Source organism: Streptomyces atratus, from assembly GCF_900119365.1.
Classification (GTDB): domain Bacteria; phylum Actinomycetota; class Actinomycetes; order Streptomycetales; family Streptomycetaceae; genus Streptomyces; species Streptomyces atratus_B.
Window position 1 is genome coordinate 267103 of record NZ_FPJO01000006.1, and the last position, 23965, is coordinate 291067.

Here is a 23965-nt window from a genome sequence, read left to right on the forward strand (position 1 = left end):
CGACGACCCGGGTACGGCAGGAGAGCGCTCACGGTCGTGATATTGAGGAAGCCGCTTCCGGGCGGCGACAAGGCCGAGCCACCTGATGTAAAAGACGAACACGAAGCAACGGGCCCTCGGCAGGCGAGGCGACTGCTTTGCACCATGGGTCAGAGACAGGAGACCGGGGCCGGACCGGGCCGGGCTGCGCTGATCGCCGGCATATCGCCGGGAGCGGGACTTGAGGGGGGAGTCGATGGCTGACGGAGAGCGAAGGGGCGCGGACGGCGGCGGTACGGCGGAGTTGCGGGCACGGGCAGCCGAGGTCGTCCGTGCCGCGGTGCGGCTGGCGGAGGGGAAGGACTGGTCCGACGAGGCGCGGCTGGGCTCCGTGATCGATCGACTCGCCTCTGTGGAACGAGAGCTGATCCGGCACGAGGAGGATTTCTCCCTGGTCTTCGTGCACTTGGGCCTGCTGCTGGGGACGCGCTGCCACATGCGGCGCGACGGCAGGGCGTTCGACCCCGCCGAGCGGGCGGAGGCGCTGGAGCGGCTGCGCTGGGTGGACCGCCACGGGTCCCTCGCCGCCCCGCTCGCGGTGCAGGCCCGCATGATGCTGCTCTTCCTGCTCGTGCCCTGGGCCCTGCCCCGGGCCGACGGCACCCGTACCGCGCTCCAGAACGCGCTGCTCGACGTGGCCGACGGGCAGGTCCTCACGGAGGCGCTGCGCTGCGACCTCACCGAGGCCAGGGAGGTGGTCGACCGCATCGCCGAGGCCCCTTTCGACGCGGCGTTCCGGCAGCAGACCGAGAGCAACCGGCAGGTCATCGAGCAGATGCTCGCCGTAGGGTCTGCGGAGTCCGCCGGGTCCGAGGAGTGGGAGGCCACCGGCACGGTCCACTCGGCACAGAGCGAACTCCTGGACGCCGTACGAGGTCTGGTGGCCCTGGCCAAGTCGTACAGCACGGCACGGTTCACCCGCGTACTCGTATGGCTGGACGTCGGTTCCCCCTCCGCGCGGGACCGCGGCCCCCGGTCCGACAACCCGACCCTCGACCCGGACGTCGACCGGCTGCTGCGTCAGGCAGCCGTCGGCGGCGCGGCGGGCGCCGACGGTGCCCGCCGCGCTGCCGACCTGGCGCTGGCGAGCCTGCGCGCGTTGCCGCCGGACACGCCGCAGCGAGCCCGGGTGGCAAGGCTGCACGCCTATCTGCTGATCGCGTGGGAGGTCCTGACCGACGAACCGGCCGACTACTCCGACGTGGAAAGGCCCACGCCCGAACCGGACGGCGACAGCGCGGACCGCTTGGCCGACTGGCCGATCGCCACGGCCGTGGATCCGGGCCTCCTTCCGTACCTCGACAGCCACATGCGGGACTTCGTCGCCCACACCGGCATCCGCGAACGGCGTTCGGCGGCCCACCGGGACCGGTTGCTGGCCTACCGGACCGGCGACCCCGGCTATCTGGACGACGCCGCCGCGCTGCTCAGGGAGGCGATCGGCGCGAGCCCCGTCGGCTCCTGGTGGGCCGTGGTGCTCCAGGCGGACCTGGTCGAGATCCTGGCCCAGGCCGCCGAGCACGGAGGCAACTTCCACGACGCCGACGTGGCCCTGGCCACCCTGCGCGAACTGCTCGCCGCCCTGGAGCGTGACGGCTCGGTGCCGTTCGACGCGCCGTTCGCCCTCGACCTCGCGCTCACCGCCGCCAGTCATGAGCTGAGCTACGCCCAACGCACCGGCAACCACGGAGAACTGCCGCGCCTGAGCGCCGAACTGCGCGCCCGGCACGCGGCCCTGCCCCCGGACAGCGAATGGCGCGGGAAGCTGGGCAAGCGGGTGGCCGAACTGGACGCACTCCTGCCACCCGCCCGGCAGGACCGGCGGACGCCCGCAGACGTCCTCGACCCCGCCCTGCCCGAGGCGGCCGCACCGGAGATCCTGCATCGCGCGCTCTCCGAAATCCGCCGCGACCTCGGTGATCCGCACGTCTACCACGAGCAGGAGTACGACCGAAGGGCCGCTCTCGGCCTGCGGATGGTCTTCGACGTGGTACGCGGCGATGCGCCGCAGGCACTGCTGGACGAGGCCATCACCGAGCTGACCCGCGCCCGCGCGCTGCTCGCCGAGGGGCGTGGCCAGGCACACCGCGTGGACCTCCTGACGAAGCTGGCCGAGGCCCACCTCATGCGCGCCGCGCGCGGCGGCCCGCACCGCGCCGCCGACCAGCGGGCATGCATAGAGGTCCTCCGCGAGGCGCTGGGCGAACTGGCCGCCGATGTCCTCCTCCAGGCCGGCGCCGACCACGGCCTGTCGGCGGCACTCAACGGGGCCATGCTGTCGCGACGGCTTGCTTTCATCGCCTTCCGTATCAACCGGCCCGCGGATGCGGTGGCCGACCTGGAGCGGGGCCGTGCGCTGGTGCTGCAGTCGGCCTCCGCCACCCGTGACATCCCGGCGCTCCTCGACACCGCAGGCCATCCCGGACTCGCCCAGCAGTGGCGGGACCAGGTTCCCGCGCGCCTGCGCCGCCCCACCGCGACGGAAGCCTCCGGCGCCCGCGATCCGCAGGCCCCCGACGGCGCCCCGCCGATCCCCAGCGGCCTGCGGCGCAAGGCACTCAAGGCACTGGGAGTACGCCGCGGAGCCACGGAGGGTTCGGGCAGCCAACGGCTCCTCGGCGCCACCGGTCCGGCCGAACTGTCCGCGGGTCTCGCCGCGACGGGCACCGACGCGTTGGTGTATCTGGTGCCCGGAGCCTCGGTGTCCAACGGGACGTTCCCGGGCCGTGCGCTGATCCTGCGCCCCGGTGCGGCCCCCGAAGCGATCACCCTTCCGGAGCTGCTCCGCCACGGCAGCCCACCGCTCACCCGGTACCTCGACGCGGCGGCGGAACGCTCCCGCGCCCTGACCGATCCGGACCTGGCCCCGTCAGCACTCGCCGCCTGCGAGAGGCGCTGGCAGGAGGCACTGGGCACGCTGTGCGACTGGGCCTGGCGGGCGGCAATGGGTCCGGTACTCACCGCCGTACGACCGATGCTCGCGGCCCAGTGGCCCCTGGCCCGGCCACCGCGGATCGTCCTGGTGCCGTGCGACACGCTCGGCGTCGTGCCGTGGCACGCCGCGCGCATCCGGGGCCTCGGCGAGCACGGCCATCGCTACGCCTGCCAGGAGGCAGTCCTCAGTTACGCCCCCTCAGGGGCCCAGTTCCTGGCAGCGGCTGCCCGGCCGCGGATGCCACTCGCCGACGGACCGCAGGTCCTCGTCGCCGACCCGGAACTCACCCTGACATGGGCGGAGTTGGAGGCGGAGGCACTGCGCGCCACCTGCTACACGGAGGCCCTCCGCTACGGCGAGTTCCTCACCGCGGACGGGGAAGAGGACGCCGCCGGCACACCGGAGGACCTGCTCGCCGTGTTGCCCGGCGGTACGAACCCGGCGTCGGTGGTCCACCTGTCGTGCCACGCCGTCGCCGCGCCCCGGCCCACCGAATCGGAGCTCCGGCTCGCCGTCCCGCCCGGTGCCGGAGCCGAGGCCGGAAGGCTCACCGTGGCGGACATCCTCGACGCCTCCGCCGACCGGGGCCCCGGCACGGCGGGGCCGCTGGTCGTCCTCAGCGCCTGCGAGACCGACCTGAGCGCGGGCCACCACGACGAGGCACTGACCCTCGCCACCGCACTGGTCACGGGCGGGGCCGCCGACGTCGTGGGATCACGCTGGGCGGTGCGCGACGGCCCGACCTCGCTGGCGATGGCGGTCTTCCACCACCACCTCACTGCCCGGGGCCTGGCCCCGCCCGACGCGTTGCGCACCACCCAGTTGTGGATGCTCGACCCACGCCGCGAACCCCCACCCACCCTCGGCGGCCCCCTCCGAGCCCAAGCCGCCCGGCCCGACCTCCACCACCTGCACCACTGGGCGGCGTTCACGCACCAAGGGAATCCGGCGGCGAGAGTGCGGTAGCGCCTCGTTGCCTTGGGCGATCTTTCGGCGAGAAACAGAACGAGGACAACAGGCACAAAACCCCCCACCCCGAGGTTCAGGCCCGGACCTTTGCACCACTGGTCCTCTGCTCCGTTCTGACACGCGGACACACCGTTCCCGGCCTCATATCAAAGGAAGCTGCGGAGCGCTGGTACGCCGAACTCTCGGCCTGGTACCCGGCCGAGCACGACACGCGCGGCTGGGACGACTCCCTGGGCTGGCTGCACGCCGTCGCACATGGCGCCGACGCCACGGCCGCGTTCGCAAAGGCCCTGCCCCACCGCCGCGCCGAGCTCCTTGAACTGTGTGCCCTCAGGATGACGTCCGCGCAAGTCGACTACCGTTACGCGCAATCGGAGGACGCGCGGCTGGCCCGTGCGCTCACGCGCATCCTCCAGGCCCCCGGCCTCAAGCACGAGCAGGCCACCGACTGGCTGACCGTGGTCGCAAAGGCGCTGGACGGCGGCGGCACCGGTCCGCTCCCGATCTGGGCGTTCAACACCTTTGCCACCCTCCAGTCCCGCCACGTGCACCTGACTCGAGGCCTTGCCGACGAAGGCGTCCCGCCGCATGCCGAGGCTGTAGCCGCCCGTACTGCCGATCTCCTTCGCCTGCCCTACCGCTGGCTCGCCTGACGTGGAGAGGCTCCAGCCCGGGGGCTTGTTCCGCCGGCTGCACGTAACTCTCGACGTGGCTGTGCTGGGGCACACACCGGAAGTGGATCAAGTGGTCGTCGTCTGCTTCGACAACTGCCCGTGTGCCCACCCCCTCGGTTCATCCGTCAGCTCGATTGCCACGGGCCGGATCGTACGACCGACCAGCGAGAATCAGCGGAAGCCGCACGGCCCCGGCGCGAGCGGCGGTACTGACCCCCGCCCGCAACCGAGGCCGTCGGCGGCAGACGCGCTGCGGACGGGAGCCGGCGTCAGTGCGCGATGCCGTCGATCAGCTCGCGTGCGCCCTGGCGCAGCAGGCTGACGGCGACGGAAGTGCCGAGGGTGGCGGGGTCGAGGGGGCCGGCCCATTCGTGGGCGTTGAGGACGGTCTTCCCGTCGGGCGTGAAGACCTTGGCCCGTAGGGACAGTTCGCCGTTGCCTTCGACCTGGGCGTATCCGGCGATGGGGCTGTTGCAGTGGCCTTGGAGGACGTGGAGGAACATCCTCTCGGCGGTGGTCTCGCGGTACGTGGCGGGGTGGCCGATCGGGCTGACGGCGTCGATCAGTGCGGTGTCGCCTTCGCGGCACTGCAGGGCCAGGATGCCGGCTCCGATCGGCGGGCACATCACCTCGATCGGCAGGATCTCGGTGATCACGTCGGTGCGGTCGATGCGTTCGAGTCCGGCGACGGCCAGGAGCAGGGCGTCGGCCTCGCCCGCGGCAAGCTTCTCCAGACGGCGGTTGGCGTTGCCGCGCATCGGTACGCATTCCAGGTGCGGGTGGGCTGCGGCCAGTTGGGCGACGCGGCGTACGGAGGAGGTGCCGATCCGGGTGCCGGGCGGGAGCTGGTCGAGGCTCAGACCGTCGGGGTGGATGAGTGCGTCGCGGATGTCGTCGCGTTCGAGGAAGGCGGCGAAGGCGGTCCCGGCGGGCAGGGGGCGGTCGGCGGGGATGTCCTTGACGCAGTGCACCGCGAGGTCGGCTTCCCCGGCGAGCAGTGCCTGGTCGACCTCCTTGGTGAACGCGCCCTTTCCCTCGACCTGGGCGAGGTCGCCCATCCATTTGTCACCTGTCGTCTTGACCGGGACGACTTCGGTGGCGGTGGTGGGGTGGAGTGCGGCCAGCTCGGCACGGACGCGCTCCACCTGGGCGAGGGCCATGGGCGAGTCGCGGGACACGATACGGATCAGCTCAGGGGCGGACATACTGCTCACGATAGACCGTCAGGTACGGGTTCCGGCGCGCACCCCGGGCGCCCATGTCGCGGGATCGGCAGGCAGGTTGGCTTGATCGGGCAGGCGTGCGAGAAGAGCGCGTGGCGGGACGCTGCGCTCCGATCGGGTCGGGGGCGGGGCCGGGTCGTGCGGCCGGCGAGGACGACCGCCGGGACGGTGCGCGACGAGCAGGAGCAGGCCTCCTACGTACGGGAGATGCTCGGCACCTACGACGTGGCCGGCGTCGACGCCGCGTTGAGAAAGGCCGGCTGAGGGGGGCCGACGAGACGGCTGCCGGGACCAGGGACGGTCCGGCGGACATCCGGTCGGCGTCGCCAACCGGATGCGAGCCTCATATGACGCCCTCTCAGCACTCGCGCAGACCGGGCGCGGGGTCCTGGCCCGTGCTCACGTCCGCTGCTGGAACGTTGCCCCACGCGCCGTCGTCGAGCTCTGCCCAGTAGGCGGCGGGGATGTTCGATACGGCGGCGGTCAGCCGAGCCAGTGGCCGTCGCGCATGAGGGCGCGTCCTTGCAGCTCGTTCGCCTCCCGCCAGGCGTGAACGCGCCGGGGCAGGATCCGGAAGTACTGGTAGGGCTCGTCGAGTTCGCGCGGGTCGAAACCGGTCCTGGCCGCGAACGCGTCGCCCGCCTCCGCGCCGAGGTCGGCGAGGTCCACCGGCTCGGCGATGCCGTCGATGACGACGACGTCGCGCGTCGGCCCGAGGCTGAGTCGTACCCGGTCGTCCGCCAGCAGGTTGCGGCCGGTGACCGAGGCGCGCGGTGTCGAGACGAGGAACGCGGCTCCGTCCCAGAGGTACGAGAGCGGGATGAGGTGGGCGCCGCCCGGGGTGCCCGCGGTCGCGACCCAGATGTCGATCTCGCTCCCCAGCTTCGCGCGGGTGTCCCGCAGCCTCTCCTCAAGTCCACGCGGCGGCGCGCCTGTCATGTTTCCCCTTCCTCCAGTCATTTCGTGCGGGGCCGTTCCTCGGCTCGACGGCGGTCGGCAGTGGCGCGTCAGGGCGTGTGGGCCAGTGAAGCGGCCTCCCATGCGAACCCGTCCGGGTCGGTGAAGGGCCCGGCGTCGCTGCCGATCGCGAGCCCGTGCGATCCGGTGCCGTCGGGAGAGACGCCGACGTCCTTGGCCAGCGCGCGGCGCCTGTACAGCGCCAGCTTGACGGGGCTCGCCCCGGCGGCGAACTCGACGTACACACGGCTGAAGCTCTTCGCCACGGTCAGGCCCCGGTCGGTGTAGAACCGCTTGCTCGCGACCACGTCCGTGACTCCCAGCAGCAGCACTATGTCGTCGATCTGCCGGGTGGCGGGGCCGGTGTCCTTCTTCGCCGAGGTCGCGACCTTCCAGACGGTCCCGTCCGGGGCCTGTACGACGCCGCCGTAACCCCAGAGAGACTTCGCGGCGGGCTTCAGCGATGTGGCGCCCGCGTCGAGTGCGGCGTCGATGAGGTTGTTGACGGTGGCCGGCTGGGACACCGTGAGCGCGAGCACGAACCCGCGGAAGCCGGTTGTGGACGTCTCCGAGGCCCGCAGGCGCACCTGGGTGTCCAGACCGAAGGCGGTGGTGCAGAAGCGGTGGGCCGCCGTGGGGTCGGCCACTTCCAGGGTGACGGTTTCGATGGATGCCATGTCCGTCACGCTAGTTGCGGCCCGACGACCGGTGCTTCTTGATTCCTGATCGGTCCTGCCGCCCCTGTCGCCTGCTTCGGACGCTCAGCGCAGTTCCTGGAGGCGGACGAGGTTGCCCGCGGGGTCGCGGAAGGCGCAGTCGCGGATGCCGTACGGCTGCTCGGTCGGCTCCTGGACGACCTCGGCGCCGCCGGCCCGCAGCTGTTCGAAGGTGCCGTCGAGGTCCCGGGTGGCCAGCAGGATCCAGCCGTAGGTGCCCTTGGCCATCATCTCGGCGATGGTCCGGCGCTCGTCCTCGGTGACCCCGGGGTCGGCGGCCGGCGGGGCCAGGAGGATGGACGTGCTGGGCTGGCCGGCGGGGCCGATCGTGATCCAGCGCATTCTGCCCTGTCCCACGTCGCTGCGGACCTCGAAGCCGAGGATGTCGCGGTAGAAGACCAGGGACTCCTCCGGGTCGTCGTGCGGGAGAAAGCTCGTGTGAATGGTGATGTCCATAACGATCATGCTAAGACCGACCGGCAATTGGGGGGTGGGTGAAGGAGCGGGGCTGGGTGCGTGCAGCTGCAAGGCGGAGGACTGAGGCAACGCGGAGCGTTGTTGATTGACGACAACGCGGCAGATGTGCGTGCCCAGCCCCGCGACGCCGCCCCCCAATTGCCGGTCGGTCTAAGGGCTGTCCCGTAATCCCTGGCGGATCAGCGTGCGGCGTCAGATGCGGTGATGCGACCAGCTCATATCGGCCGCCCAGAACCCTCACAGCCACCCAACCCCCGCTCGGACGCCCGTCACGCCACACGCGTCACGCCGGACCCGCCCTCCGCGGGGCCCCATTGAAGATCCCACGCCTGCCCCCGGCTCACTGCCGACAAGGCGGAATCGACTCGAACCCGAGATGCTCGGCCCGACCCGGGACGCCCGGTATCGGGCATGCGGACCCGGCTCAGGGGCGCTCGGTCGGCAGGGGGAACAGCCTGGTGACCGCGGCGACGGCCACAGTGCCTGCCGGGCGGGCCGTGGGGCGCTGGTCCCGTTCGCGGTAGCCGGCCAGCAGGAGGCGGATGGAGGCGGCGAGTTCGGTCATCCTGGCCACGAAGCTGGGCAAGCGGCTCCGCCCGCACCGGCCTGCCATGGCACACATAAGCACAGGTCAGGGCGGTGCATAGGTGCATGCATGACCGGCCATCGGCGCATGACGGCCAGGCGTTCCGTACGGCGTCTTCGAGGGCTCATGGTTGATCCACGGCGCCCCGCACCGCACGGTCCCCACAGCTCGACGCGGGACCGATGGAGTCCGGGAAGACGCTCCCGGACTCCCGGGGCATGCCGGCTCGACCAACCTCGAAGGAGTGATCACCCATGTCCGCGACCTCTCCCCTGCGTGCCCGTGCCGCTGTCATCGGCCTGAGTGCCATGGCCCTGGTGACCGTTGCCGCCGCCACCGCCCCGAGCGGTCAGGCCGCTCCCGCGTCCGGCGGCCGCCCGGCTGCGGCAGCTGCCGCCGTCACCACCTTGAAGTTCGTACGGAACGCCAGTGACCCTCAGAACTCGCGTCTGATGGTGGTACGCAACAACAAGACGGAGGCCGTCTTCCGCGCCGGCTCCGGGCTCGGCCGCAACAACGCGAAGGGGCGCGACGAGTGTGCCTCGGGCAAGGGCTGGCTGCCCGCCGGCACGTACACCGTCGGCGCCCGCCAGACCCGCTACAACGGCAACTTCATCAAGGGGTACGCCATCCCGCTGAGCAACAAGACGTGCAGGAACGGCCGGACCACGCGTACGGAACTCTTCATCCACAGCGAGATGACCCGCGCCGGAGGCCAGGGCAGCACCGAGAGCCGGCGCTGGGACGGCGTGGGCGACTACAAGTCCGCGGGCTGCATCAAGCTCGCCCCGGAGGACATCAAGAAGCTGTTCCGCAACCTCGGCCGGGGCTCGGCGCCCAACCGTCTCGTCGTCGTCTGACGGTGCGCGGGCGGCAGGGAGGCGGAGATCCAGGTCACATCCCTCCGTGTCACAGGGGGTCGGGCTGTCTCGTCTCAGGGGTGTAGCCACTGACGACCACGGAGGAGCACACCATGGACGCGCGACTGAACTACTTCGCCAGCCCGACCGCCGGCAAGGCCTTCAAGCACCTCATGTCGGCGGGGAAGGCGATCAAGGACTCGCCGCTGCCGGCCGCGACGCAGGAGCTGGTGGCGTTGCGTGTGAGTCAGATCAACGGCTGTGCCGTCTGCATCGACATGCACACCAAGGACGCAGCCGCTGCCGGCGAGACCTCGGTGCGGTTGCATCTGGTGGCGGCGTGGCGGGAGGCCACGGTGTTCACCGAGGCCGAGCGGGCCGCGCTGGAGCTGGCGGACCAGGGGACCCGGATCGCGGACGGGGCCGGCGGGGTCAGCGACGAGGTGTGGGCCGCTGCCGCCAAGCACTACGACGAGGAGCAGCTCACCTCCCTGGTGGTCCTGGTCTCCTTCATGAACACGGCGAACCGGCTGAACGTCATCGCCCAGCAGCCGGCCGGCTCCTACGAGCCCGGGCAGTTCCACTGAGCGGTATCAACCACCGGGCCGGGCTCGCGGGGGCACTGCTCTGGCCCGCCGGTGGCCCGGCCGGTCCCGGTGGAGCTACCGGCGTTGGCGAGTAGGGGGAGTTGAGTCGGTGTGAGCAAGGTCGAGGAGTTCGAGGAGCTGCGGCCGCTGCTGTTCTCGATTGCGTACCGGATTCTGGGCAGTGTGACCGAGGCCGAGGACGCGGTGCAGGAGACATGGCTGCGCTTCGACGGTTCGACGACCCGGCCCACGTCGACCAAGGCCTTTCTGTCGGCCGCGGTGACCCGGATCTCGATCGATGTGCTGCGCTCCGCGCGGGTCCGGCGGGAGGAGTACGTCGGGCCGTGGTTTCCCGAGCCGCTGCTGAGCGATCCGTACCAGGATCCGGCGCGGTCGGTGGAGCTGGCCGACTCGGTGTCGATGGCGGCGCTGTTGCTGCTGGAGCGGCTCAGCCCGCTGGAGCGGGCGGTCTTCCTGCTGCGGGAGGTGTTCGCCTTCGGGTTCGACGAGGTCGCCTCGGCGGTGGGGCGTTCCGAGGCGGCGTGCCGGCAGTTGCTGGTACGGGCGCGGCGGCACATGGAGGCCGGACGGCCGCGGTTCGCGGCGGATTCCCAGGAGCGGCGGGAGTTGGCGACGCGGTTCTTCGACGCGCTGAAGAACGGCGATGTGGGCGGGCTGCAGAATCTGCTGGCCGCCGATGTGCAGCTGGTCGGGGACGGCGGCGGCAAGGCCCCGCAGCTGGCCAAGGCCGTCGTGGGCGCGGAGAACGTGGCCCGGGTGCTGGGCACGGCCTTCCCATGGCTGTTCCGGATCGACGTGACGTGCGAGCCGCACGAGGTCAACGGCCAGCCCGGCGCGGTCTTCCGCGACCGGGACGGCAGAGTTCTGAACACCATGGTCCTCGAGGTGCTCGACGGCAGGATTCAGACCGTCCGCGGCGTGATCAACCCCGACAAGCTCGGCCACCTCGGGCCGGTCGCCGACGCCTGGGCCATCGACCGCGAGGCGAAGCGGGTCCGCCGGCAGATGAACTGACCTCGGCAGCGGCAGCGACAGTGGCGGTGGCAGTGACGGCGGCGGAACCGTTCGGACTCTCGCGATCCGCATTCGCACACCACGATGTTCATTCAAACTCATTCATGGTAGAAATTGAGGCATGGGTGTCGCCAATCGTTTGGACCTGACCCTGCGATTGGTGCAGGGCTCCGACCGGGTCTCCGTGTCGGAGCTCTCCCATCGCCTGGGCATCTCCGAGATGACCGTGCGCAGGGACCTCGACGCGCTGGAGCAACAGGGCCTGGTGCGCAGGGTGCACGGTGGCGCCGTCGCCACCCGCCCACGTGACGAGGACGCGGGATTCTCCGCGCGGGAGCCCTGGCAGGCAGCCACCAAGGACCGCCTGGGCGCGGCCGTGGCCGCGCTGGTGGAGCCGGGATCGCGTGTGCTGCTCGACGCGGGGACCACGACCGTGCACGTCGCCGAGCACCTGGCCGCCCGCGCCCCGCTGACGGTCGCCGTGCTCAGCCTGCAGGCGGCGATGAGCCTGGCCGACCGGCCCGGGATCGACCTGCTGGTCGTGGGCGGCCGCTCCCGTCCCGCCGAACGCTCCCTCGTCGGCCCGCTGGCGCTGCGCACCCTGGAGTCCCTGGCCTTCGACTGCTTCGTGATGTCCATCGGCGGTGTGCACGCCGAGCACGGCTGGTCGGAGTTCTCCCTGGACGACGCGGCCGTCAAGCAGGTCGGGCTCACCCGGGCCACCCGCACGATCGCGGTGGCGGACGCGACCAAGCTGGGAGTACGCGCGTTCAGCCGGGTCGCCCCGCTCGACGCGGTGCACCGCTTCGTCACCGACAAGGCGGCCGAGGACGCCGCCACGCATCCCAGCGGCCCGGAGACCCTGGAAGCCCTGCGGGACGCGGGCGTCGACAGCGTTCTCGTCTGAATCCGCCCACGCCCAAGGCGATGCCCACGCCCCAGGCGATGCCCGTACCCAAGGAGTGAAACGGTCATGACCAGCGTTCCACGCGCGCAGATGATTCTCGTCGCGGGCCCCTACCGGTCAGGCACCGGCGACGACCCCCGCAGACTCGAGGCCAACGTACGGGCGATGAACGAAGCCGCTCTCGTCCTGTTCCGCGCCGGGCACCTGCCCGTCACCGGCGAGGCCCTCGCCCTGCCGCTCCTGGAGACGGCCGGCAGCACCGGCCCCGGTGACACGCTCTTCCAGGAGATCTTCCACCCCGTCGCCGAGCGGCTGCTCGCCCGCTGCGACGCGGTCCTGCGGATCGGCGGCCCCTCCGAGGGCGCGGACCGGATGGCCGACCTGGCCCTTGCGCAGGGCAAGGACGTCTACGCCGGTCTCGCCGCGGTTCCGGCCGCCCGGTGACCGCCGGCATCGACACCCCCGACCGGCGCGGCCGCACCGGCCTGGACCAGCACGGCCGCGACCTCACCGGCAACCCGTGCGTGAGGATCCGCGAGGTGGAGCTGCTCTCCAGCGACTGGTACGTACTGCGGAAGACCACCTTCGACTACCAGCACAGTGACGGACACTGGAGCCGCGAGCAGCGCGAGACCTACGACCGTGGTGACGGGGCGACCATCCTGCTCCACAACACCGAGCGGCGCACCGTGCTGCTGACCCGTCAGTTCCGCCTCCCCGCCTATGTCAACGGACATCCCGACGGGATGCTGCTCGAAACCGCCGCCGGGCTCCTGGACGGCGACAGCCCGGAGGAGGCCATCCGCCGGGAGGCCGCCGAAGAGACCGGGCACACCGTCGGCACCGTCGAGCACGTCTTCGACGTCTATATGAGCCCCGGCTCGGTCACCGAGCGCCTGCACTTCTTCGCCGCCCCCTACGACGCGGCCGACACCCCCATCAAAACCGCCGGAATCGCCGCCGAGGGCGAGGACATCACCATCGTCGAACTGCCCTTCACCGAGGCGCTCGACCGGATCCGCAACGGCACGATCGCCGACGCCAAGACCATCATGCTGCTCCAGTGGGCCGCCCTCGACGGGCCGTTCGCACAGCGAGGGTGAAGGTGAGGCTGACGTTGAGGTTGAGGTTGAGGTTGAGGTTGAGGGTACGGATGCGCCGCCACGGGGGCGCCGTGCCCGGAACTCATCGCCGCGCGAGCGAAGCCAGGAAGTCGTCGAGCATGGCGATCTGTACGTCTTCGGGGAACCGGGCCGGGTCGAAGAGAGTCTGGACGACGAGTCCGTGGGTGAACGCGACGGCGGTGGCGGCGAGTTGCTCCGGGTCGGCGGCCGCGGGAAGCTCGCCCAGGCCACGCGCGGCTTCGAGGTGCGGGCGGAGTGTCGAGCGCATCCGGGTGTAGCGGTCGGCCTGGTCCGTGGCCAGCCCGTCGTCGGCGAGGGCCAGGTCCCAGGAGCTGACCCAGATGCGGTTGCGGGCGGTGTCGTCCGCGGTCAGCGGCAGGATGTCCAGCAGCATGGCCCGTACGGTGGCAAGACCCTCGGCGGGACGCGCGCGACGGGGGCGCTCCGCGGTGCGCTTCTCCAGCAGGTCCAGCGCATGTGCGATCAGGGCCCGCTTGGCCGGGAAGTAGTGCATGAGCATCCCGGTCGAGACGCCCATCTCGGTGGCGACGGCGCGCAGGGTCAGCCCGCCGAATCCCTTGTCGGCCAGTACGTGCCACACCGCCTCGGAAACGTCCTCTCGGCGGGCTTCGCGGTCTCCAGGTGCGGGCGGCATGCTGCTACCTTACGTACCGAACGCTTGTTACGTACCCAGGGACGAGGTATCCGTGTTCACACTGCCGCTCGGCGACACCGCCCGGCTCCGCCCCCTGGAACCCCGGCACGCGCAGGAGTTCCTCGCCCATATCGACCGCGCACGGCCCTATGTGGACCCTTGGATACCCTGGGCGACCTTCAGCACCGACCTCGCTTCCGCCACGGCCGTCCTTCAGCGTTACGCCGACAAGCAGGCCGAGGACACCGCCCGGATCTACGGGATCTGGCTGGACGGCACGCTGGTCGGCGGCGTCATGTTCACGCGCTTCGACAGCACCTCCGGGGTCTGTGAGGTCGGCTGCTGGCTGGAGGCCGCCGGGGAAGGCCGGGGGCTGGTGACCCGGGCGTGCCGGGCGCTGATCGACTGGGCCTTCACGGAGCGCGGGATGACCCGGGTCGAGTGGTGGGCCGCGGCGGGCAACACCCGCAGCATCGAGGTCGCGCGCCGGCTCGGGATGACCCGTGACGGTGTGCTGCGGCAGCACTCCCTCTACCGGGGGGTGCGGCGCGACAGCGAGGTCTGGTCGGTCCTTTCCGAGGAGTGGTCACTCGCTGGAAAGGCTGCGGCTACGGGAGAAGCGGCTGCGGCAGAGGTGTCAGCGTCCGACGTCAAGGCCGAGCTCGACCGGCTGATGCGCACCTTCCTCGGCGCGTTCGCCAACACCGGCGGCAGCCGGCCGAACCTCGACGTCATCCGCGAGGTGTTCATCCCGCAGGGCATGATCATCGCGAATGTCGGGGACGAGCCCGTGGTCTACGACATCGACTCATTCATCGAGCCCCGGGAGAAGGTGCTCACCGACGGGACGATGACGGAGTTCTCCGAATGGGAAGTCGCCGAGCGGACCGAGATCTTCGGGTCCATCGCGCACCGGTTCAGCGAGTACCGGAAGTCCGGCATCCTCAACGGCGAGCCGTTCGAGGGCGAGGGCCGCAAGACCACGCAGTTCATCCGGACACCGGACGGCTGGAGGTTGAGCTCGATGGCCTGGGACGACGTGTAGACGGCGTTCGGACGACGTGCGGGGGTGCGACCCGGGCCCGTCCGGATCGCGCCCCGATCACACTGCGGGCAGCGCATAGAGCCGCTTCCCGTGCATCGCGGCCAACCGGTCGCCCGCCGCCACCACGTACCACTGCTGGATGTCACCGGTGTGGTCGTTGTAGGTCCAGCGCAGCTTCCCGGTCGCCGCGTCGAAGGCGTGCACGCCGCCGTCCTCGTCGAACTCGGTCGCGCCGTACAGGGTGCCTTTCACCTTGGCGAACTGCCACGCCTGCGTCGCCGACTCCCGCAGGTCCTCGTTACGCCAGATCCGCTTGCCCGTACCGGGGTCCACCGCCCACATGCCGCGCGCGCTGTCGGCCGCGTACAGCACCCCGTCCAGGACGTGCGGGTCGTTGAACGAGCTGAACTCCTCCGTCCGGAGCGACCAGCGTTCCTTGCCGCCGACCAGGTCGAACGCTCGCAGCCGCCGGCCGTCCGCCACGATCACCAGGCCCTCGTGCACGGCGAAGCGCCGGTTGTTGGAACGGCTGATCTTCTTCGTCCACAGCTGCCGGCCGGTCGCCGTGTCCCGGACGGTCACGTTCTCCCGGTAGTCCGTGTAGACCAGGCGCCCGCCGACGGCCGCGGCGGTGATGCCGAACTCCTCGGTCCCCGCGTCGCGCTGCTCGCGCCAGGCGATCCTGCCGGATGTGGTGTCGATCGCGGCGATCACGTTGTTCGGCGTCGTGAAGTCCTTCTCCAGGATGCCGGCGAGGACGTACACATGGCGGTCGTCGGCCGCGATCGGGCGCGGCTGCTCGTACTTCTTGCCCAGGCGGCTGCGCCAGGTCTCCTTGCCCGTGGCCGGATCCAGACCCACCACGTCACCGTCGTACTCGGCGCTGGCGAGGTAGAGCGTGCCGCCACCGACGATGAGTTTGGCGCCGGGTGTGGTGACGCCCTTGCGCGACCACTTCTCCTTGCCGCTGACGATGTCCCGTCCCACCAGCGGATCGCCCGACACCAGGACCACGTCCCCGATCGCCGCGAGCGCGTCGTTGCCGGCCAGGCCGGTGTTGGCGGCATTCGCCTTCCACAGGGGCTCGGGCGCGGTGCCCGGTGGCGGGGTGGTGAAGGTGTCACCGTTCCTGTCCCCGCCCGGCGTCGCACTGCCGCCCGGTACGTCCGCCTCCTCCTCGGGGCCGCACCCCACGACCCCGGCCCCGAACACGGCCAGCCCCAGCCCTGTCCCGGTCAGTCTGAGTATTTGCCTACGCGACACCATGCGCCCGGTACGACTGCCCATCTCTGTTCCCACTTCCGTCCGACTGTTCCGACGTCCCCCAGGGACACCTTGAGCGCCGTCAGGCTAACCACCGATTTTCGGCGGACCGCCCGATGGCACACAGTCGGGACATGGCCGTGAAGATCCCGTCACAGGGCAACCGTCACGACCGCCCGCGCGACGCGGTGGCACTTCCATGTCTGTGCGGATGCGAATTCCTTGCTGCCGAGCGGAGTTGGTCGTCCAGCAGAACCTCGGGCCAGGGTGCGGAGCGAAGCGACCACGCCCATGGTGAACGGCGCGATGGCGACGAACTGCAGGTCGCGCCAGTTTGCGGGGTCGTTCCAGCGGACCCGCCACCTCTGGTCCATGAGGGCGTCGCGGCTGGTGCGCTCGTAGCCGAAGCCGTTCCATCAGTACCCGGTGGACATCCGCGTCACCGGCCCGGCCTGCCGGTAGCCGGCCGGGATGGCGGTGGCCGTCCACCTGGCGACGAGAAGGCGGACCGTCCGGCAGACCGGGCGGGAGAGGCCGAGCGTACCCACGCACACCAGCACGAACGGCGCCAACCACGACCACGGGTTCCCCGCTCCCCACCGGATCCCCAGCGCCACCGCGGCCACCCACACCGCGGGGACCAGCATGCTGACGACCACCACGACACACGCTCGTAATAACCCCGCTTCCACCTGCGGGTTCGGTACGACCGACACCCTCATCCGGGCGTTCCGCCGGAATCTCGACACGCCGCCGACGGAGTACCGGCTCCGGTTCCGGGCCGGCTCCGGCCTGTCGCCGGACGGGCCCGGAGGGCCGAACCGGCTTGCCCAGCCGCGTATATGTTGACGTGCATGATGCCCAGCGAGGACGAGCCGGACGAGGTCGCCGCCGTGGTGACGGCGTGGGGCCGAATAGAGAAGTGGCTGAAGGCGCACGCCCCGATGTCACATACGGCATTGCGCCCGCCCGCGACTTCCGGGCAGCTGGAGGCGGCGGAGCAGGAGACCGGTTTCGCCCTGCCCGCCGAGCTGAAGGCGTTGTGGCTGCTGCATGACGGCACCCATGAGATGCCCGCGCATCTCGCGGCGTTCGGGTTCATGGTCGGCTACCAGGAGATGCTCGCCCTGCCGCTGCCCCTCAGGCTGCGGTGGCTGTGGGACATGGGGGCGGGTGGCGCGTTGTACCCCGAGCCGCCGGACCCGGCCGCGTTCGAGCGGGAGCCCCGCTACGCGGAAATGCTGGGTCAGGATCTGCCCGAGCAGATCCTGTGGCTGTGGGAACACAGCGACCTGCCGCTGCCGGCGCTGCTCGTCGGCGACGAGGAAGCGGAAGAGGACCTGAACACCTTCCTGCACGGGGAGGGGCTGTTGCGGATCGACCGTGCCATGAGCCTGCGCTCCATGATGGTCTCGACCGGCGAGTGGCCAGGTGCCTGGGTGCCGTTCACCGCGGACAACCCGGACGACCCGTACGCGGGATCGTTCCTCGACACCGGGACGGGGATGGTCGGCCGCTGGGGGCTGATGGATGTCCCCTCCCCCGGCGAGGAGACCCTCGCCGGGTTCCTCGTGAGCGCGGCCGACGCGCTGGGCTGAGCGACGGCGGAGGCGCTGTTGCCCCATTGCCATCGTTTCGCGACACGCCTGGCCCCGGCGCCCGGGAGCCGGGCGGCGAGCAGCGAGCCCAGCAGCGCTCCCGGTCCCGTCGCCGCGAGTGCCATCCCGACGGCGGTGCCCGACAGATGCAGTTCGCGGGTCAGGAAGAGCAGTTGCACGGTCATCACCGCCGCGGAGGAGAACTGGAAGGCGGCCGAGGCGAGCCCCACCGTCCGCAGCACGGGATGGCCGACGACGAAGCGGAGGCCCTCAAGAATCCGCTGCCGGACCCGAGGGGGACGCCCCGGGTGCCGCAGGACCGGTTCGTCACGGCGTATTCGCCGGATCGACAGGAACGACAGCGCGAAGAACAGCGCGCTGGACGCGGCGGCGAGGGGCGCCGACAGCAGGGAGACCAGCATGCCGCCGAGGGCCGGTCCGCCGGTCTGGGCAGCAGACCTGCTGCCTTCCAGCGCACTGTTGCCGCGTACCAGCTGATCGCGTTTCACCAGCCGTACGAGGGAGGTCACAGGGTCCCGACGACAAAGGCGACCACGAACAGGACCGGCAGCCCCAGCACACCGAGGAGCCCGGCCGCGGCGACCGCTCCCAGCGCCAGGGCCCGGCCGAAGTCGGCCAGGACCATCACCGTACGGGTGCGCCATCGGTCCACCCACGCGCCGACGAGGAGCGAGAGGAGCAGGGCCGGCGCCTGTCCCACCGCGCGGAGTACGCCCAGCCGGCCGACGTCGGCGTCGAGGGTCAGCACGGCGATCAGCGGAAGGATCACCAGGCCTGCGTGTTCGCCGAGTTGGGAGGCCGTCTGGCCCGCCCAGAGTCTGCGGAAGTCACCGTCCCGCCACGGGCCGGACGGAACAGAGCGCCCGGAGCCGGACGCGGAGGAGGAAACGGAAGAGGAAGGATCGAACGGCACAAGGGCCCCTCGGTAGCCGAGAACAAGGCCCGCCACCCGGCGCACGACGGCTGTGCCGACGCTTCGGGTGCGGGAAGGCTCGCTGTGCCGCGCATCGAAGGCAGCACGCGATGACAGGCCGGACACGGCCTACAGCGTCAACGCGTGCTCGGGCGACCGGGCATGTCCTCGCTCCTCATGGCTCGTTCGCAGCCTTAAGACCGACCGGCAATAGGGGGGCGGCGTCGCGGGGCTGGGCACGCACATCTGCCGCGTTGTCGTCAATCAACAACTTCCCCAAGCTCTCGGCTTCGCTCGAGCAGGGGAGACCCCATTGCGTTGCCTCAGTCCTCCGCCTTGCAGCTGCACGCACCCAGCCCCGCTCCTTCACCCACCCCCCAATTGCCGGTCGGTCTGAAACGTGTTCGGGGCACGTTCGGGCTTGTTCGGGGCGTATTCCGATTCCGAAGGTACCGCCTGCCGGACGATAGCCTGAGCCGTCCGGAAGTCCCGGCTCGACAAGGACATCGTCTGGTGGAGATCCGCGTCGGACGGGAGAACGTCGGCCTGTGGCCCTGACGAATCCGACGTGCTCCGGTGCGGCGGGAGCGAAACTCGGTGTCCGTGGCAGGCCCATCGGCGTTAGCGTGCGCCCCATGACTGAGACCGATCTTCCACCGCGCCTGACCCGGCTCACTTTCCACGGCCCCCTTTCCGAGGCGCGGGCCGCGCGGATCGTCGACCGGCTCGGCCGGGCCGCCCCCGCACGAGTGCTGGACATCGGTTGCGGCTGGGGGGAGTTGATGCTCCGGGTCCTCGAAGCGGTGCCGGGGGCGACCGGAACCGGAATCGATCTCAACGGTGAGGACATCGCCCGGGGACGCGCGAACGCCGAGGCCCGTGCGCTGACCGGACGCGTGGAGTTCGTCGAGGGGTCCGCCGAGGAGGCGTCGCACGGGTCCGCCGACCTCGTCCTGTGTCTCGGGGCCAGCCATGCCCTCAGCGACGCGGAACCGCCCGAGACCACTGCGGGCGCGCTGCGGGCGCTGCGCCGGGCAGTCGCGCCCGGCGGGCGGGTGCTGCTCGCCGAGGGCTTCTGGCAGCGCTCCCCCACTTCGGCCGAACTGGCCGCGATGTGGCCGGACGCCCGTGCCGACGAGCACCATGATCTGGCCGGACTCGTCGACCTCGCCGTGTCCGCCGGTTTCCGGCCCGTCTGGATCGAGACGGCAGGGGACGACGAGTGGGAGGACTTCGAGTCCGGCTATCAGTCGGACGTGGAGGAGTGGCTGGCCACTCACCCGGACCACCCGCTGGCGAAGGAGACCCGCGAGCGCGTCGACCGGCACCGGGCGAGCTGGCTGAGGGGCTACCGGGGTGTGCTCGGGATGGCCTACCTCACGCTGGTCCCCGTGGACTGACCTGCACCGACAGTGGCAGCGGCACCGGGCCTGCCGGCCCCGGGCCGGGCCGCGATCACTCCCACCTCGCGGACTCCGGGTCGACGCCCCGCGCCCCGGCGTTCGCGGAGATCTACCTCGCGCAGCCAGACGGTCAGTCCCGGCGCGAGCGCGTCGTAGTACTCGGCGTACCCGGGGTCGTCGACGTACATCCGCCCGACGCACACCTGCATCGCGTGCGTGCAGTCGAGGTACGCCGAGATCATCGCCCGGTGCCGCTCCGCGAGGGCGTTCGCCGCATCAGAACCCGGTGCGACTCCGGCCCGCTTCGCGGCGGCCAGGTCGGCGCTCAGGGTCTCCGTCGCGGCAGCGGTGGCCTTCCAGTCCTCCGGTGTCATCCGGGCGGCCCGCTGCGCGTACTGTGCCCACTGCGCGCTGTCGCCCCAGCGGTCCTCGGCCTCCTCGACCCAGGCGGGCTGCCAGTCGGCGCCGAAGATCTCGACCTGTTCCTCGGGGGTCAGCCGCATCCCGGGCCGCGACGCCTCCATCATGCGGTCGACGGCGTGCACCATCCGCTTCAGGCGGGCGATCCGTTCCACGAGCTGCGACCGCTGCCGGCGCAGGTGGTCGTGCCAGTGCGCGAACGACGCGGTCACCGGCTTCCTGACCACCAGCGAGCAGCCCTCGCACGACCGGGCCTGCGCGGCACGGACCCACTGGTCGCCCCTCCCCCACGCCCACCACACACACGACGTACGGCACTCGCCGTCCTCACAGGTCCGGATCCGACCTTCCGAAGGCACCCCCTGGTGATCAGTGATGCGATACCGGACCGGATCGAGCCGTCGATGCCGGCTGGTCCGGTCCGGTTCACGGACGGTGGGCCGACCACCGCCGCCCCTTCAAGGCGACCGCGTCAGAACGAGGCTGGAAGGCATCCGCCTCAGGAATCAACCGAGCAGCGCGGTTGCTTCGACCTCGACGAGCACATCCGGCTCGAAGAGGTACTCGACACCGATGAGGGAGGCCGGCGGCATGGGAAGCCGGAGCCCGATCTCGTCGGCGACGGCCTCCACACCCGCCATGAAGTCGCCGATCCGCTCCGGGCTCCACCGGGTCACGTAGAACGTCAGGCGCAGCACGTCCGCGAACGACGCGCCCGCGCCCGCCAGCCCGACGGAGGTGTTGCGCAGCGCCTGGGCGACCTGCCCGGCCAGATCGCCGGGCGCGACCGGAGTCCCGTCGGCCCGGCGCGCAACCTGCCCGCTGACGTGGACATGCTTCGTCCCGGTGCCCACGGCCACGTGGTGGTACGGAACCGGCTGCAGCATGCCTTCCGGCGTGAAGTGCTGAACAGTCATGGCTGTTTCTCCTTTGAACTAGGTATCCGTAAGCTACCTAGTAGAAGAAGGACACTTCAACGAGACCAGGTTTCGCCATGGATACCGACAACGAACTCCGCATCGACCCCCCGCACCGCGAACTGCTCGACCAGATCCTCGACAAGTGGTCGCTCAGCGTCCTCAACGAGCTCTGCGAACGCCCGTGCCGCTTCAACGAATTGCGCCGAGCCGTCCCTCAGGTCACACAGAAGTCACTGACCGCGACACTTCGACGACTCGAACGAAACGGCGTGATCGAGCGCGAGGTCGTCTCCACCCGCCCGGTGGCGGTCAGGTATCGGATCACACCACTCGGCAAGACCCTTCGGCCTCCCATCGACGTGCTGCTGGCGTGGGCCTCGGAGAACATGCCCGCCATCGCACGCGCACGCGAAGCCTTCGACACGCGGGACGGACGCGACCACCGTCCGTGACACTCGGCCGCGGTGTTCGTGCGCCACAGCCGGGCGCCGGAAGGGGACGGTGAGCGTGAGCACATTCAATGTGAGAGGACACTCTCACGTTATGGATTCCGGGAATCGGCTAGGCGATATCGAGATCACCGATCCGCAGGCGATGCGGGCGTTGGCACATGCAGTGAGACTGGCGATCCTCGACCGCCTCCACCGGCACGGGCCGGCGACGGCCACGCAACTCGCGCCCCATGTGGGAGCAACTCCCTCGGTGACCATCAAGCGTTGACCGCGCCCGTCGCTGTCGTTGTCGATGCCTTGTCGTACGCGGCGTCCGCCTTCCTGATAGGGCGGATCCCGCTCGGCGAATCACCTCCCGGCATCGACGAGGCAGCGGTTCCTTCACTGCTACGACGCGCCCGGGAGGGGATCGCCTTCGTCGGACGTCACCCGGTGCTGCGTGCCGGGCTCTGCTGCGCGATGACCATCAACTTTTTCACCTTTGTCGCAGGCAGCGGGCTGATGGTCTTGTTCGCCAGCCGCGTCCTGGGGCTGTCCGCCGGAGTTGTCGGACTGACTCTGGGTGTCGGTTCAACCGGCGCTTTCCTCGGTGCCATCCTCGCCCCGAGGATCTCGCGACGTATCGGTGTGGGGCGCAGCATCGTTGTGGGAGCCGTGCTGTTTCCGGCGCCCATCGCCATCGCAGCCGGCGCGGGAGGCCCGCTCTGGGCCCGCGCCGGAGCACTGGCCACGGCGGAGTTCCTCTCCGGGGTTGGCGTCATGCTCTTCGACGTCAACCTCAACTCCCCGCAGACCAGAGTGATCCCTGATGGCATGCGCAGCCGCGTGGCGGGCGCGTTCAGCACCATCAACTACGGCATACGTCCCATCGGGGCCGTCGTCGGCGGCCTGCTCGCCACCGCCTTCGGCCTACGGGCAACACTGCTCATCGGCGCCGCGGGGGGAATGCTGTCACTGCTCTGGCTACTGGCTTCACCGATACCGCACATCCACTCCCTGGCCCCGGACCACGCGGCCACTCCAAGCGGCGATGCCGATCCGGACAATCGCCCGATGCCTTGTTGACCCGGTGCCGAATCCGGCTGGCGAGCGTGGGCAGACCGTCTCACAAACGAAACGAACAGATGCGAGAGTTCCGCGAAGCCCTTCTGAGAGAATGCCGCCCCGGATCTGACGCCTGATCATCTTGTTCGTCAACCATTTCGACATCGGATGCCGCGGTGCCGGCAGCCGGGGACGAAGCCGACCAACGAACCCCTCGAAGCCCTACGTGCCCACGGCGCCTTGCACGAATCGCCGAAGGTGTGTACGCACAACTTCGGGCTGCTCCAACCAGGGTTCGTGCCCCGCGCCCTCGATCCGGGTGAACGGAAGAGCGAGCCGGAGCGCGAGTGATTCAAGCGCCGACACAGGACGAGGATCATCGGCCCCACCAAGGAGCTCCGCCCGCGCGGGCAGCCGCGCCCGTAGCTCGGCAAGGTGCTCATCGAGCGGATCCGAGCGTCCTTCCTTGCCAAGTTCGCCGTTCATAGACCAGTTGACCGGGCGGCGCCGCCGGGCACCCTGGGCTGCCCAGTGCCACCCGCGTCCGGGATCGGCATGGTCGGTGAACCAGGCCAGCGTGAGCAATTCGACTTCCTGCTCCTCCGTACGGTGCGGCAATTCCTCCAACTCGCGGAGCCGCTCCTGCTGCGCTGCGGACATGCGTCGGCCACGCTCCGCTCGGTCCCCAGTACGCCAATCACCTACGAATGGCCCGCACATCAGCAGCACTGCGGCCACCCGGTCAGAGTGCCTCAAGCAGAACCGGCTCGCCAGATCGGTGCCGTAGGAGTGCCCAATCAGCACAGCCTTGGGCACGTCCCACGCGTCGAGCAGCTCGGCGAGATCGTCGACATGCCGGGCGAAGGAATGGGGGCCCCGCCACGGGGATTGGCCCGTGCCACGCTGGTCGTACCGGTATACAGGCGCGAGGTCCGCGACCATGGGGGCGACATCGCCCAGATAGTCCGGCAGCCCCGGACCGCCATGGAGCAGGATCACGGCCGGCTGCCGAGTCGTGTCCCCCAGCGCCATCCAGCGCAACTGCGCCTCGTCGGTCATCGACACGAGGCCCTGCGTCTCCATCAAAGTCACCACGAAGAACCTACCGGCGTCACTGAGGCTCCGCCAAAGGTTAGAGAACA

25 protein-coding genes and 1 pseudogene are annotated in these 23965 nt (G+C 70.5%); 13 read left to right on the plus strand and 13 right to left on the minus strand.

Annotated features, from left to right (window positions below; translation table 11 throughout):
- Nucleotides 1–235: 235 nt before the first annotated feature.
- Both BT364_RS13855 and BT364_RS42915 read left to right on the plus strand, forming a co-directional pair.
- Nucleotides 236–3940, plus strand: coding sequence for a CHAT domain-containing protein (locus BT364_RS13855; protein ID WP_072485443.1), 3705 nt, complete (start codon nt 236–238; stop codon nt 3938–3940).
- The gene (locus BT364_RS42915) at nt 3892–4596 is read left to right on the plus strand and encodes a DUF2785 domain-containing protein (protein WP_256259773.1); all 705 of its coding nucleotides are present in this window, start codon (nt 3892–3894) and stop codon (nt 4594–4596) included. Before BT364_RS13855 ends, BT364_RS42915 begins: the two co-directional genes overlap by 49 nt.
- Before the next feature lie 290 nt (nt 4597–4886).
- Here the strand turns inward: BT364_RS42915 and hemC are convergent, their stop codons facing one another.
- The 5 genes from hemC to BT364_RS13890 form a co-directional block, all read right to left on the minus strand.
- Nucleotides 4887–5822: a hydroxymethylbilane synthase gene (gene hemC, locus BT364_RS13865; protein WP_072485445.1), complete on the minus strand. Its 936-nt coding sequence runs from the start codon at nt 5820–5822 to the stop codon at nt 4887–4889.
- A gap of 501 nt (nt 5823–6323) precedes the next feature.
- Nucleotides 6324–6779: a pyridoxamine 5'-phosphate oxidase family protein gene (locus BT364_RS13875; protein ID WP_072485447.1), complete on the minus strand. Its 456-nt coding sequence runs from the start codon at nt 6777–6779 to the stop codon at nt 6324–6326.
- 68 nt (nt 6780–6847) lie between these two features.
- Nucleotides 6848–7474, minus strand: a complete 627-nt coding sequence (locus BT364_RS13880; protein WP_072485524.1) for a VOC family protein — start codon at nt 7472–7474, stop codon at nt 6848–6850.
- Between the two features lie 84 nt (nt 7475–7558).
- Entirely contained in the window at nt 7559–7969 is a 411-nt protein-coding gene (locus tag BT364_RS13885; RefSeq protein ID WP_072485448.1) for a VOC family protein, read from the minus strand.
- Between the two features lie 445 nt (nt 7970–8414).
- On the minus strand, nt 8415–8576 hold the full coding sequence (locus tag BT364_RS13890; RefSeq protein WP_256259755.1) for a hypothetical protein: 162 nt from the start codon (nt 8574–8576) through the stop codon (nt 8415–8417).
- Nucleotides 8577–8830: 254 nt separating this feature from the next.
- Here BT364_RS13890 and BT364_RS13895 point away from each other — a divergent pair, with 254 nt between their 5' ends.
- The 6 genes from BT364_RS13895 (at nt 8831) to BT364_RS13920 (ending at nt 13068) form a co-directional block, all read left to right on the plus strand.
- Nucleotides 8831–9436 carry a L,D-transpeptidase family protein gene (locus BT364_RS13895; RefSeq protein ID WP_072485449.1) on the plus strand — a complete coding sequence of 202 codons (606 nt, stop codon included), beginning with the start codon at nt 8831–8833 and terminating at the stop codon, nt 9434–9436.
- Nucleotides 9437–9549: 113 nt separating this feature from the next.
- Nucleotides 9550–10023 (plus strand): carboxymuconolactone decarboxylase family protein, encoded by a 474-nt coding sequence (locus tag BT364_RS13900; RefSeq protein WP_072485450.1) that lies wholly within the window; start codon nt 9550–9552, stop codon nt 10021–10023.
- Between the two features lie 111 nt (nt 10024–10134).
- Entirely contained in the window at nt 10135–11058 is a 924-nt protein-coding gene (locus BT364_RS13905; protein ID WP_072485451.1) for an RNA polymerase sigma-70 factor, read from the plus strand.
- A 121-nt stretch (nt 11059–11179) separates the two neighbouring features.
- Nucleotides 11180–11965 (plus strand): DeoR/GlpR family DNA-binding transcription regulator, encoded by a 786-nt coding sequence (locus BT364_RS13910; RefSeq protein WP_072485452.1) that lies wholly within the window; start codon nt 11180–11182, stop codon nt 11963–11965.
- A 66-nt stretch (nt 11966–12031) separates the two neighbouring features.
- Nucleotides 12032–12409: a DUF4406 domain-containing protein gene (locus BT364_RS13915; RefSeq protein ID WP_072485453.1), complete on the plus strand. Its 378-nt coding sequence runs from the start codon at nt 12032–12034 to the stop codon at nt 12407–12409.
- The gene (locus BT364_RS13920) at nt 12406–13068 is read left to right on the plus strand and encodes an NUDIX domain-containing protein (RefSeq protein ID WP_072485454.1); all 663 of its coding nucleotides are present in this window, start codon (nt 12406–12408) and stop codon (nt 13066–13068) included. The genes BT364_RS13915 and BT364_RS13920 overlap by 4 nt, the downstream gene beginning before the upstream one ends.
- Nucleotides 13069–13150: 82 nt before the next feature.
- On the opposite strand, the gene BT364_RS13925 is transcribed toward BT364_RS13920, so the two are convergent.
- Complete coding sequence (locus BT364_RS13925; protein ID WP_072485455.1) at nt 13151–13744, minus strand: TetR family transcriptional regulator C-terminal domain-containing protein; 594 nt, start codon at nt 13742–13744, stop codon at nt 13151–13153.
- A 52-nt stretch (nt 13745–13796) separates the two neighbouring features.
- Here BT364_RS13925 and BT364_RS13930 point away from each other — a divergent pair, with 52 nt between their 5' ends.
- A complete protein-coding gene (locus tag BT364_RS13930) occupies nt 13797–14789 on the plus strand; it encodes a GNAT family N-acetyltransferase (protein WP_072485456.1) in 993 nt (330 codons plus the stop codon).
- Between the two features lie 57 nt (nt 14790–14846).
- On the opposite strand, the gene BT364_RS13935 is transcribed toward BT364_RS13930, so the two are convergent.
- The 3 genes from BT364_RS13935 to BT364_RS44180 form a co-directional block, all read right to left on the minus strand.
- On the minus strand, nt 14847–16076 hold the full coding sequence (locus tag BT364_RS13935; RefSeq protein WP_072485457.1) for an outer membrane protein assembly factor BamB family protein: 1230 nt from the start codon (nt 16074–16076) through the stop codon (nt 14847–14849).
- 128 nt (nt 16077–16204) lie between these two features.
- The gene (locus tag BT364_RS44175) at nt 16205–16426 is read right to left on the minus strand and encodes a hypothetical protein (RefSeq protein ID WP_371268589.1); all 222 of its coding nucleotides are present in this window, start codon (nt 16424–16426) and stop codon (nt 16205–16207) included.
- Between the two features lie 42 nt (nt 16427–16468).
- Complete coding sequence (locus BT364_RS44180; RefSeq protein ID WP_371268590.1) at nt 16469–16714, minus strand: hypothetical protein; 246 nt, start codon at nt 16712–16714, stop codon at nt 16469–16471.
- 192 nt (nt 16715–16906) lie between these two features.
- Between BT364_RS44180 and BT364_RS42920 the strand changes: the two genes are divergently transcribed.
- Nucleotides 16907–17650: an SMI1/KNR4 family protein gene (locus BT364_RS42920; protein WP_256259774.1), complete on the plus strand. Its 744-nt coding sequence runs from the start codon at nt 16907–16909 to the stop codon at nt 17648–17650.
- Between the two features lie 59 nt (nt 17651–17709).
- On the opposite strand, the pseudogene BT364_RS13945 reads toward BT364_RS42920, so the two are convergent.
- Nucleotides 17710–18584 (minus strand): annotated as a pseudogene (locus BT364_RS13945) (MFS transporter); the annotation flags it as partial.
- Between the two features lie 635 nt (nt 18585–19219).
- Between BT364_RS13945 and BT364_RS13950 the strand changes: the two are divergent.
- Complete coding sequence (locus BT364_RS13950) at nt 19220–19984, plus strand: SAM-dependent methyltransferase (protein WP_072485525.1); 765 nt, start codon at nt 19220–19222, stop codon at nt 19982–19984.
- Here BT364_RS13950 and BT364_RS42925 read toward each other — a convergent pair.
- Both BT364_RS42925 and BT364_RS13960 read right to left on the minus strand, forming a co-directional pair.
- Entirely contained in the window at nt 19957–20766 is an 810-nt protein-coding gene (locus BT364_RS42925; RefSeq protein WP_256259758.1) for a MerR family transcriptional regulator, read from the minus strand. The two genes, BT364_RS13950 and BT364_RS42925, sit on opposite strands and share 28 nt — an antisense overlap.
- A 147-nt stretch (nt 20767–20913) precedes the next feature.
- Nucleotides 20914–21324, minus strand: a complete 411-nt coding sequence (locus BT364_RS13960; RefSeq protein WP_072485458.1) for a RidA family protein — start codon at nt 21322–21324, stop codon at nt 20914–20916.
- A gap of 77 nt (nt 21325–21401) precedes the next feature.
- Here BT364_RS13960 and BT364_RS13965 point away from each other — a divergent pair, with 77 nt between their 5' ends.
- Together BT364_RS13965 and BT364_RS13975 are read left to right on the plus strand one after the other, a co-directional pair.
- Nucleotides 21402–21779: a winged helix-turn-helix transcriptional regulator gene (locus BT364_RS13965; RefSeq protein WP_072485459.1), complete on the plus strand. Its 378-nt coding sequence runs from the start codon at nt 21402–21404 to the stop codon at nt 21777–21779.
- Nucleotides 21780–22043: 264 nt separating this feature from the next.
- Nucleotides 22044–22844 (plus strand): MFS transporter, encoded by an 801-nt coding sequence (locus tag BT364_RS13975; protein WP_107408228.1) that lies wholly within the window; start codon nt 22044–22046, stop codon nt 22842–22844.
- 201 nt (nt 22845–23045) lie between these two features.
- Here BT364_RS13975 and BT364_RS13980 read toward each other — a convergent pair whose 3' ends face one another.
- Entirely contained in the window at nt 23046–23906 is an 861-nt protein-coding gene (locus tag BT364_RS13980) for an alpha/beta fold hydrolase (RefSeq protein WP_256259759.1), read from the minus strand.
- Nucleotides 23907–23965: the final 59 nt, after the last annotated feature.

Excerpts from the sequence above, each read along its gene's own strand:
- BT364_RS13880 (WP_072485524.1), bottom strand. The coding sequence starts at position 7,474 with ATGGCATCCATCGAAACCGTCACCCTGGAAGTGGCCGACCCCACGGCG.
- BT364_RS13980 (WP_256259759.1), bottom strand. The coding sequence starts at position 23,906 with ATGGAGACGCAGGGCCTCGTGTCGATGACCGACGAGGCGCAGTTGCGC.
- hemC (WP_072485445.1), bottom strand. The coding sequence starts at position 5,822 with ATGTCCGCCCCTGAGCTGATCCGTATCGTGTCCCGCGACTCGCCCATG.
- BT364_RS13960 (WP_072485458.1), bottom strand. The coding sequence starts at position 21,324 with ATGACTGTTCAGCACTTCACGCCGGAAGGCATGCTGCAGCCGGTTCCG.
- BT364_RS13875 (WP_072485447.1), bottom strand. The coding sequence starts at position 6,779 with ATGACAGGCGCGCCGCCGCGTGGACTTGAGGAGAGGCTGCGGGACACC.
- BT364_RS13950 (WP_072485525.1), top strand. The coding sequence starts at position 19,220 with ATGACTGAGACCGATCTTCCACCGCGCCTGACCCGGCTCACTTTCCAC.
- BT364_RS13925 (WP_072485455.1), bottom strand. The coding sequence starts at position 13,744 with ATGCCGCCCGCACCTGGAGACCGCGAAGCCCGCCGAGAGGACGTTTCC.
- BT364_RS13855 (WP_072485443.1), top strand. The coding sequence starts at position 236 with ATGGCTGACGGAGAGCGAAGGGGCGCGGACGGCGGCGGTACGGCGGAG.
- BT364_RS44175 (WP_371268589.1), bottom strand. The coding sequence starts at position 16,426 with ATGGACCAGAGGTGGCGGGTCCGCTGGAACGACCCCGCAAACTGGCGC.
- BT364_RS13935 (WP_072485457.1), bottom strand. The coding sequence starts at position 16,076 with ATGGGCAGTCGTACCGGGCGCATGGTGTCGCGTAGGCAAATACTCAGA.
- BT364_RS13900 (WP_072485450.1), top strand. The coding sequence starts at position 9,550 with ATGGACGCGCGACTGAACTACTTCGCCAGCCCGACCGCCGGCAAGGCC.
- BT364_RS13915 (WP_072485453.1), top strand. The coding sequence starts at position 12,032 with ATGACCAGCGTTCCACGCGCGCAGATGATTCTCGTCGCGGGCCCCTAC.
- BT364_RS13965 (WP_072485459.1), top strand. The coding sequence starts at position 21,402 with ATGGATACCGACAACGAACTCCGCATCGACCCCCCGCACCGCGAACTG.
- BT364_RS13885 (WP_072485448.1), bottom strand. The coding sequence starts at position 7,969 with ATGGACATCACCATTCACACGAGCTTTCTCCCGCACGACGACCCGGAG.
- BT364_RS13910 (WP_072485452.1), top strand. The coding sequence starts at position 11,180 with ATGGGTGTCGCCAATCGTTTGGACCTGACCCTGCGATTGGTGCAGGGC.
- BT364_RS13895 (WP_072485449.1), top strand. The coding sequence starts at position 8,831 with ATGTCCGCGACCTCTCCCCTGCGTGCCCGTGCCGCTGTCATCGGCCTG.
- BT364_RS42920 (WP_256259774.1), top strand. The coding sequence starts at position 16,907 with ATGATGCCCAGCGAGGACGAGCCGGACGAGGTCGCCGCCGTGGTGACG.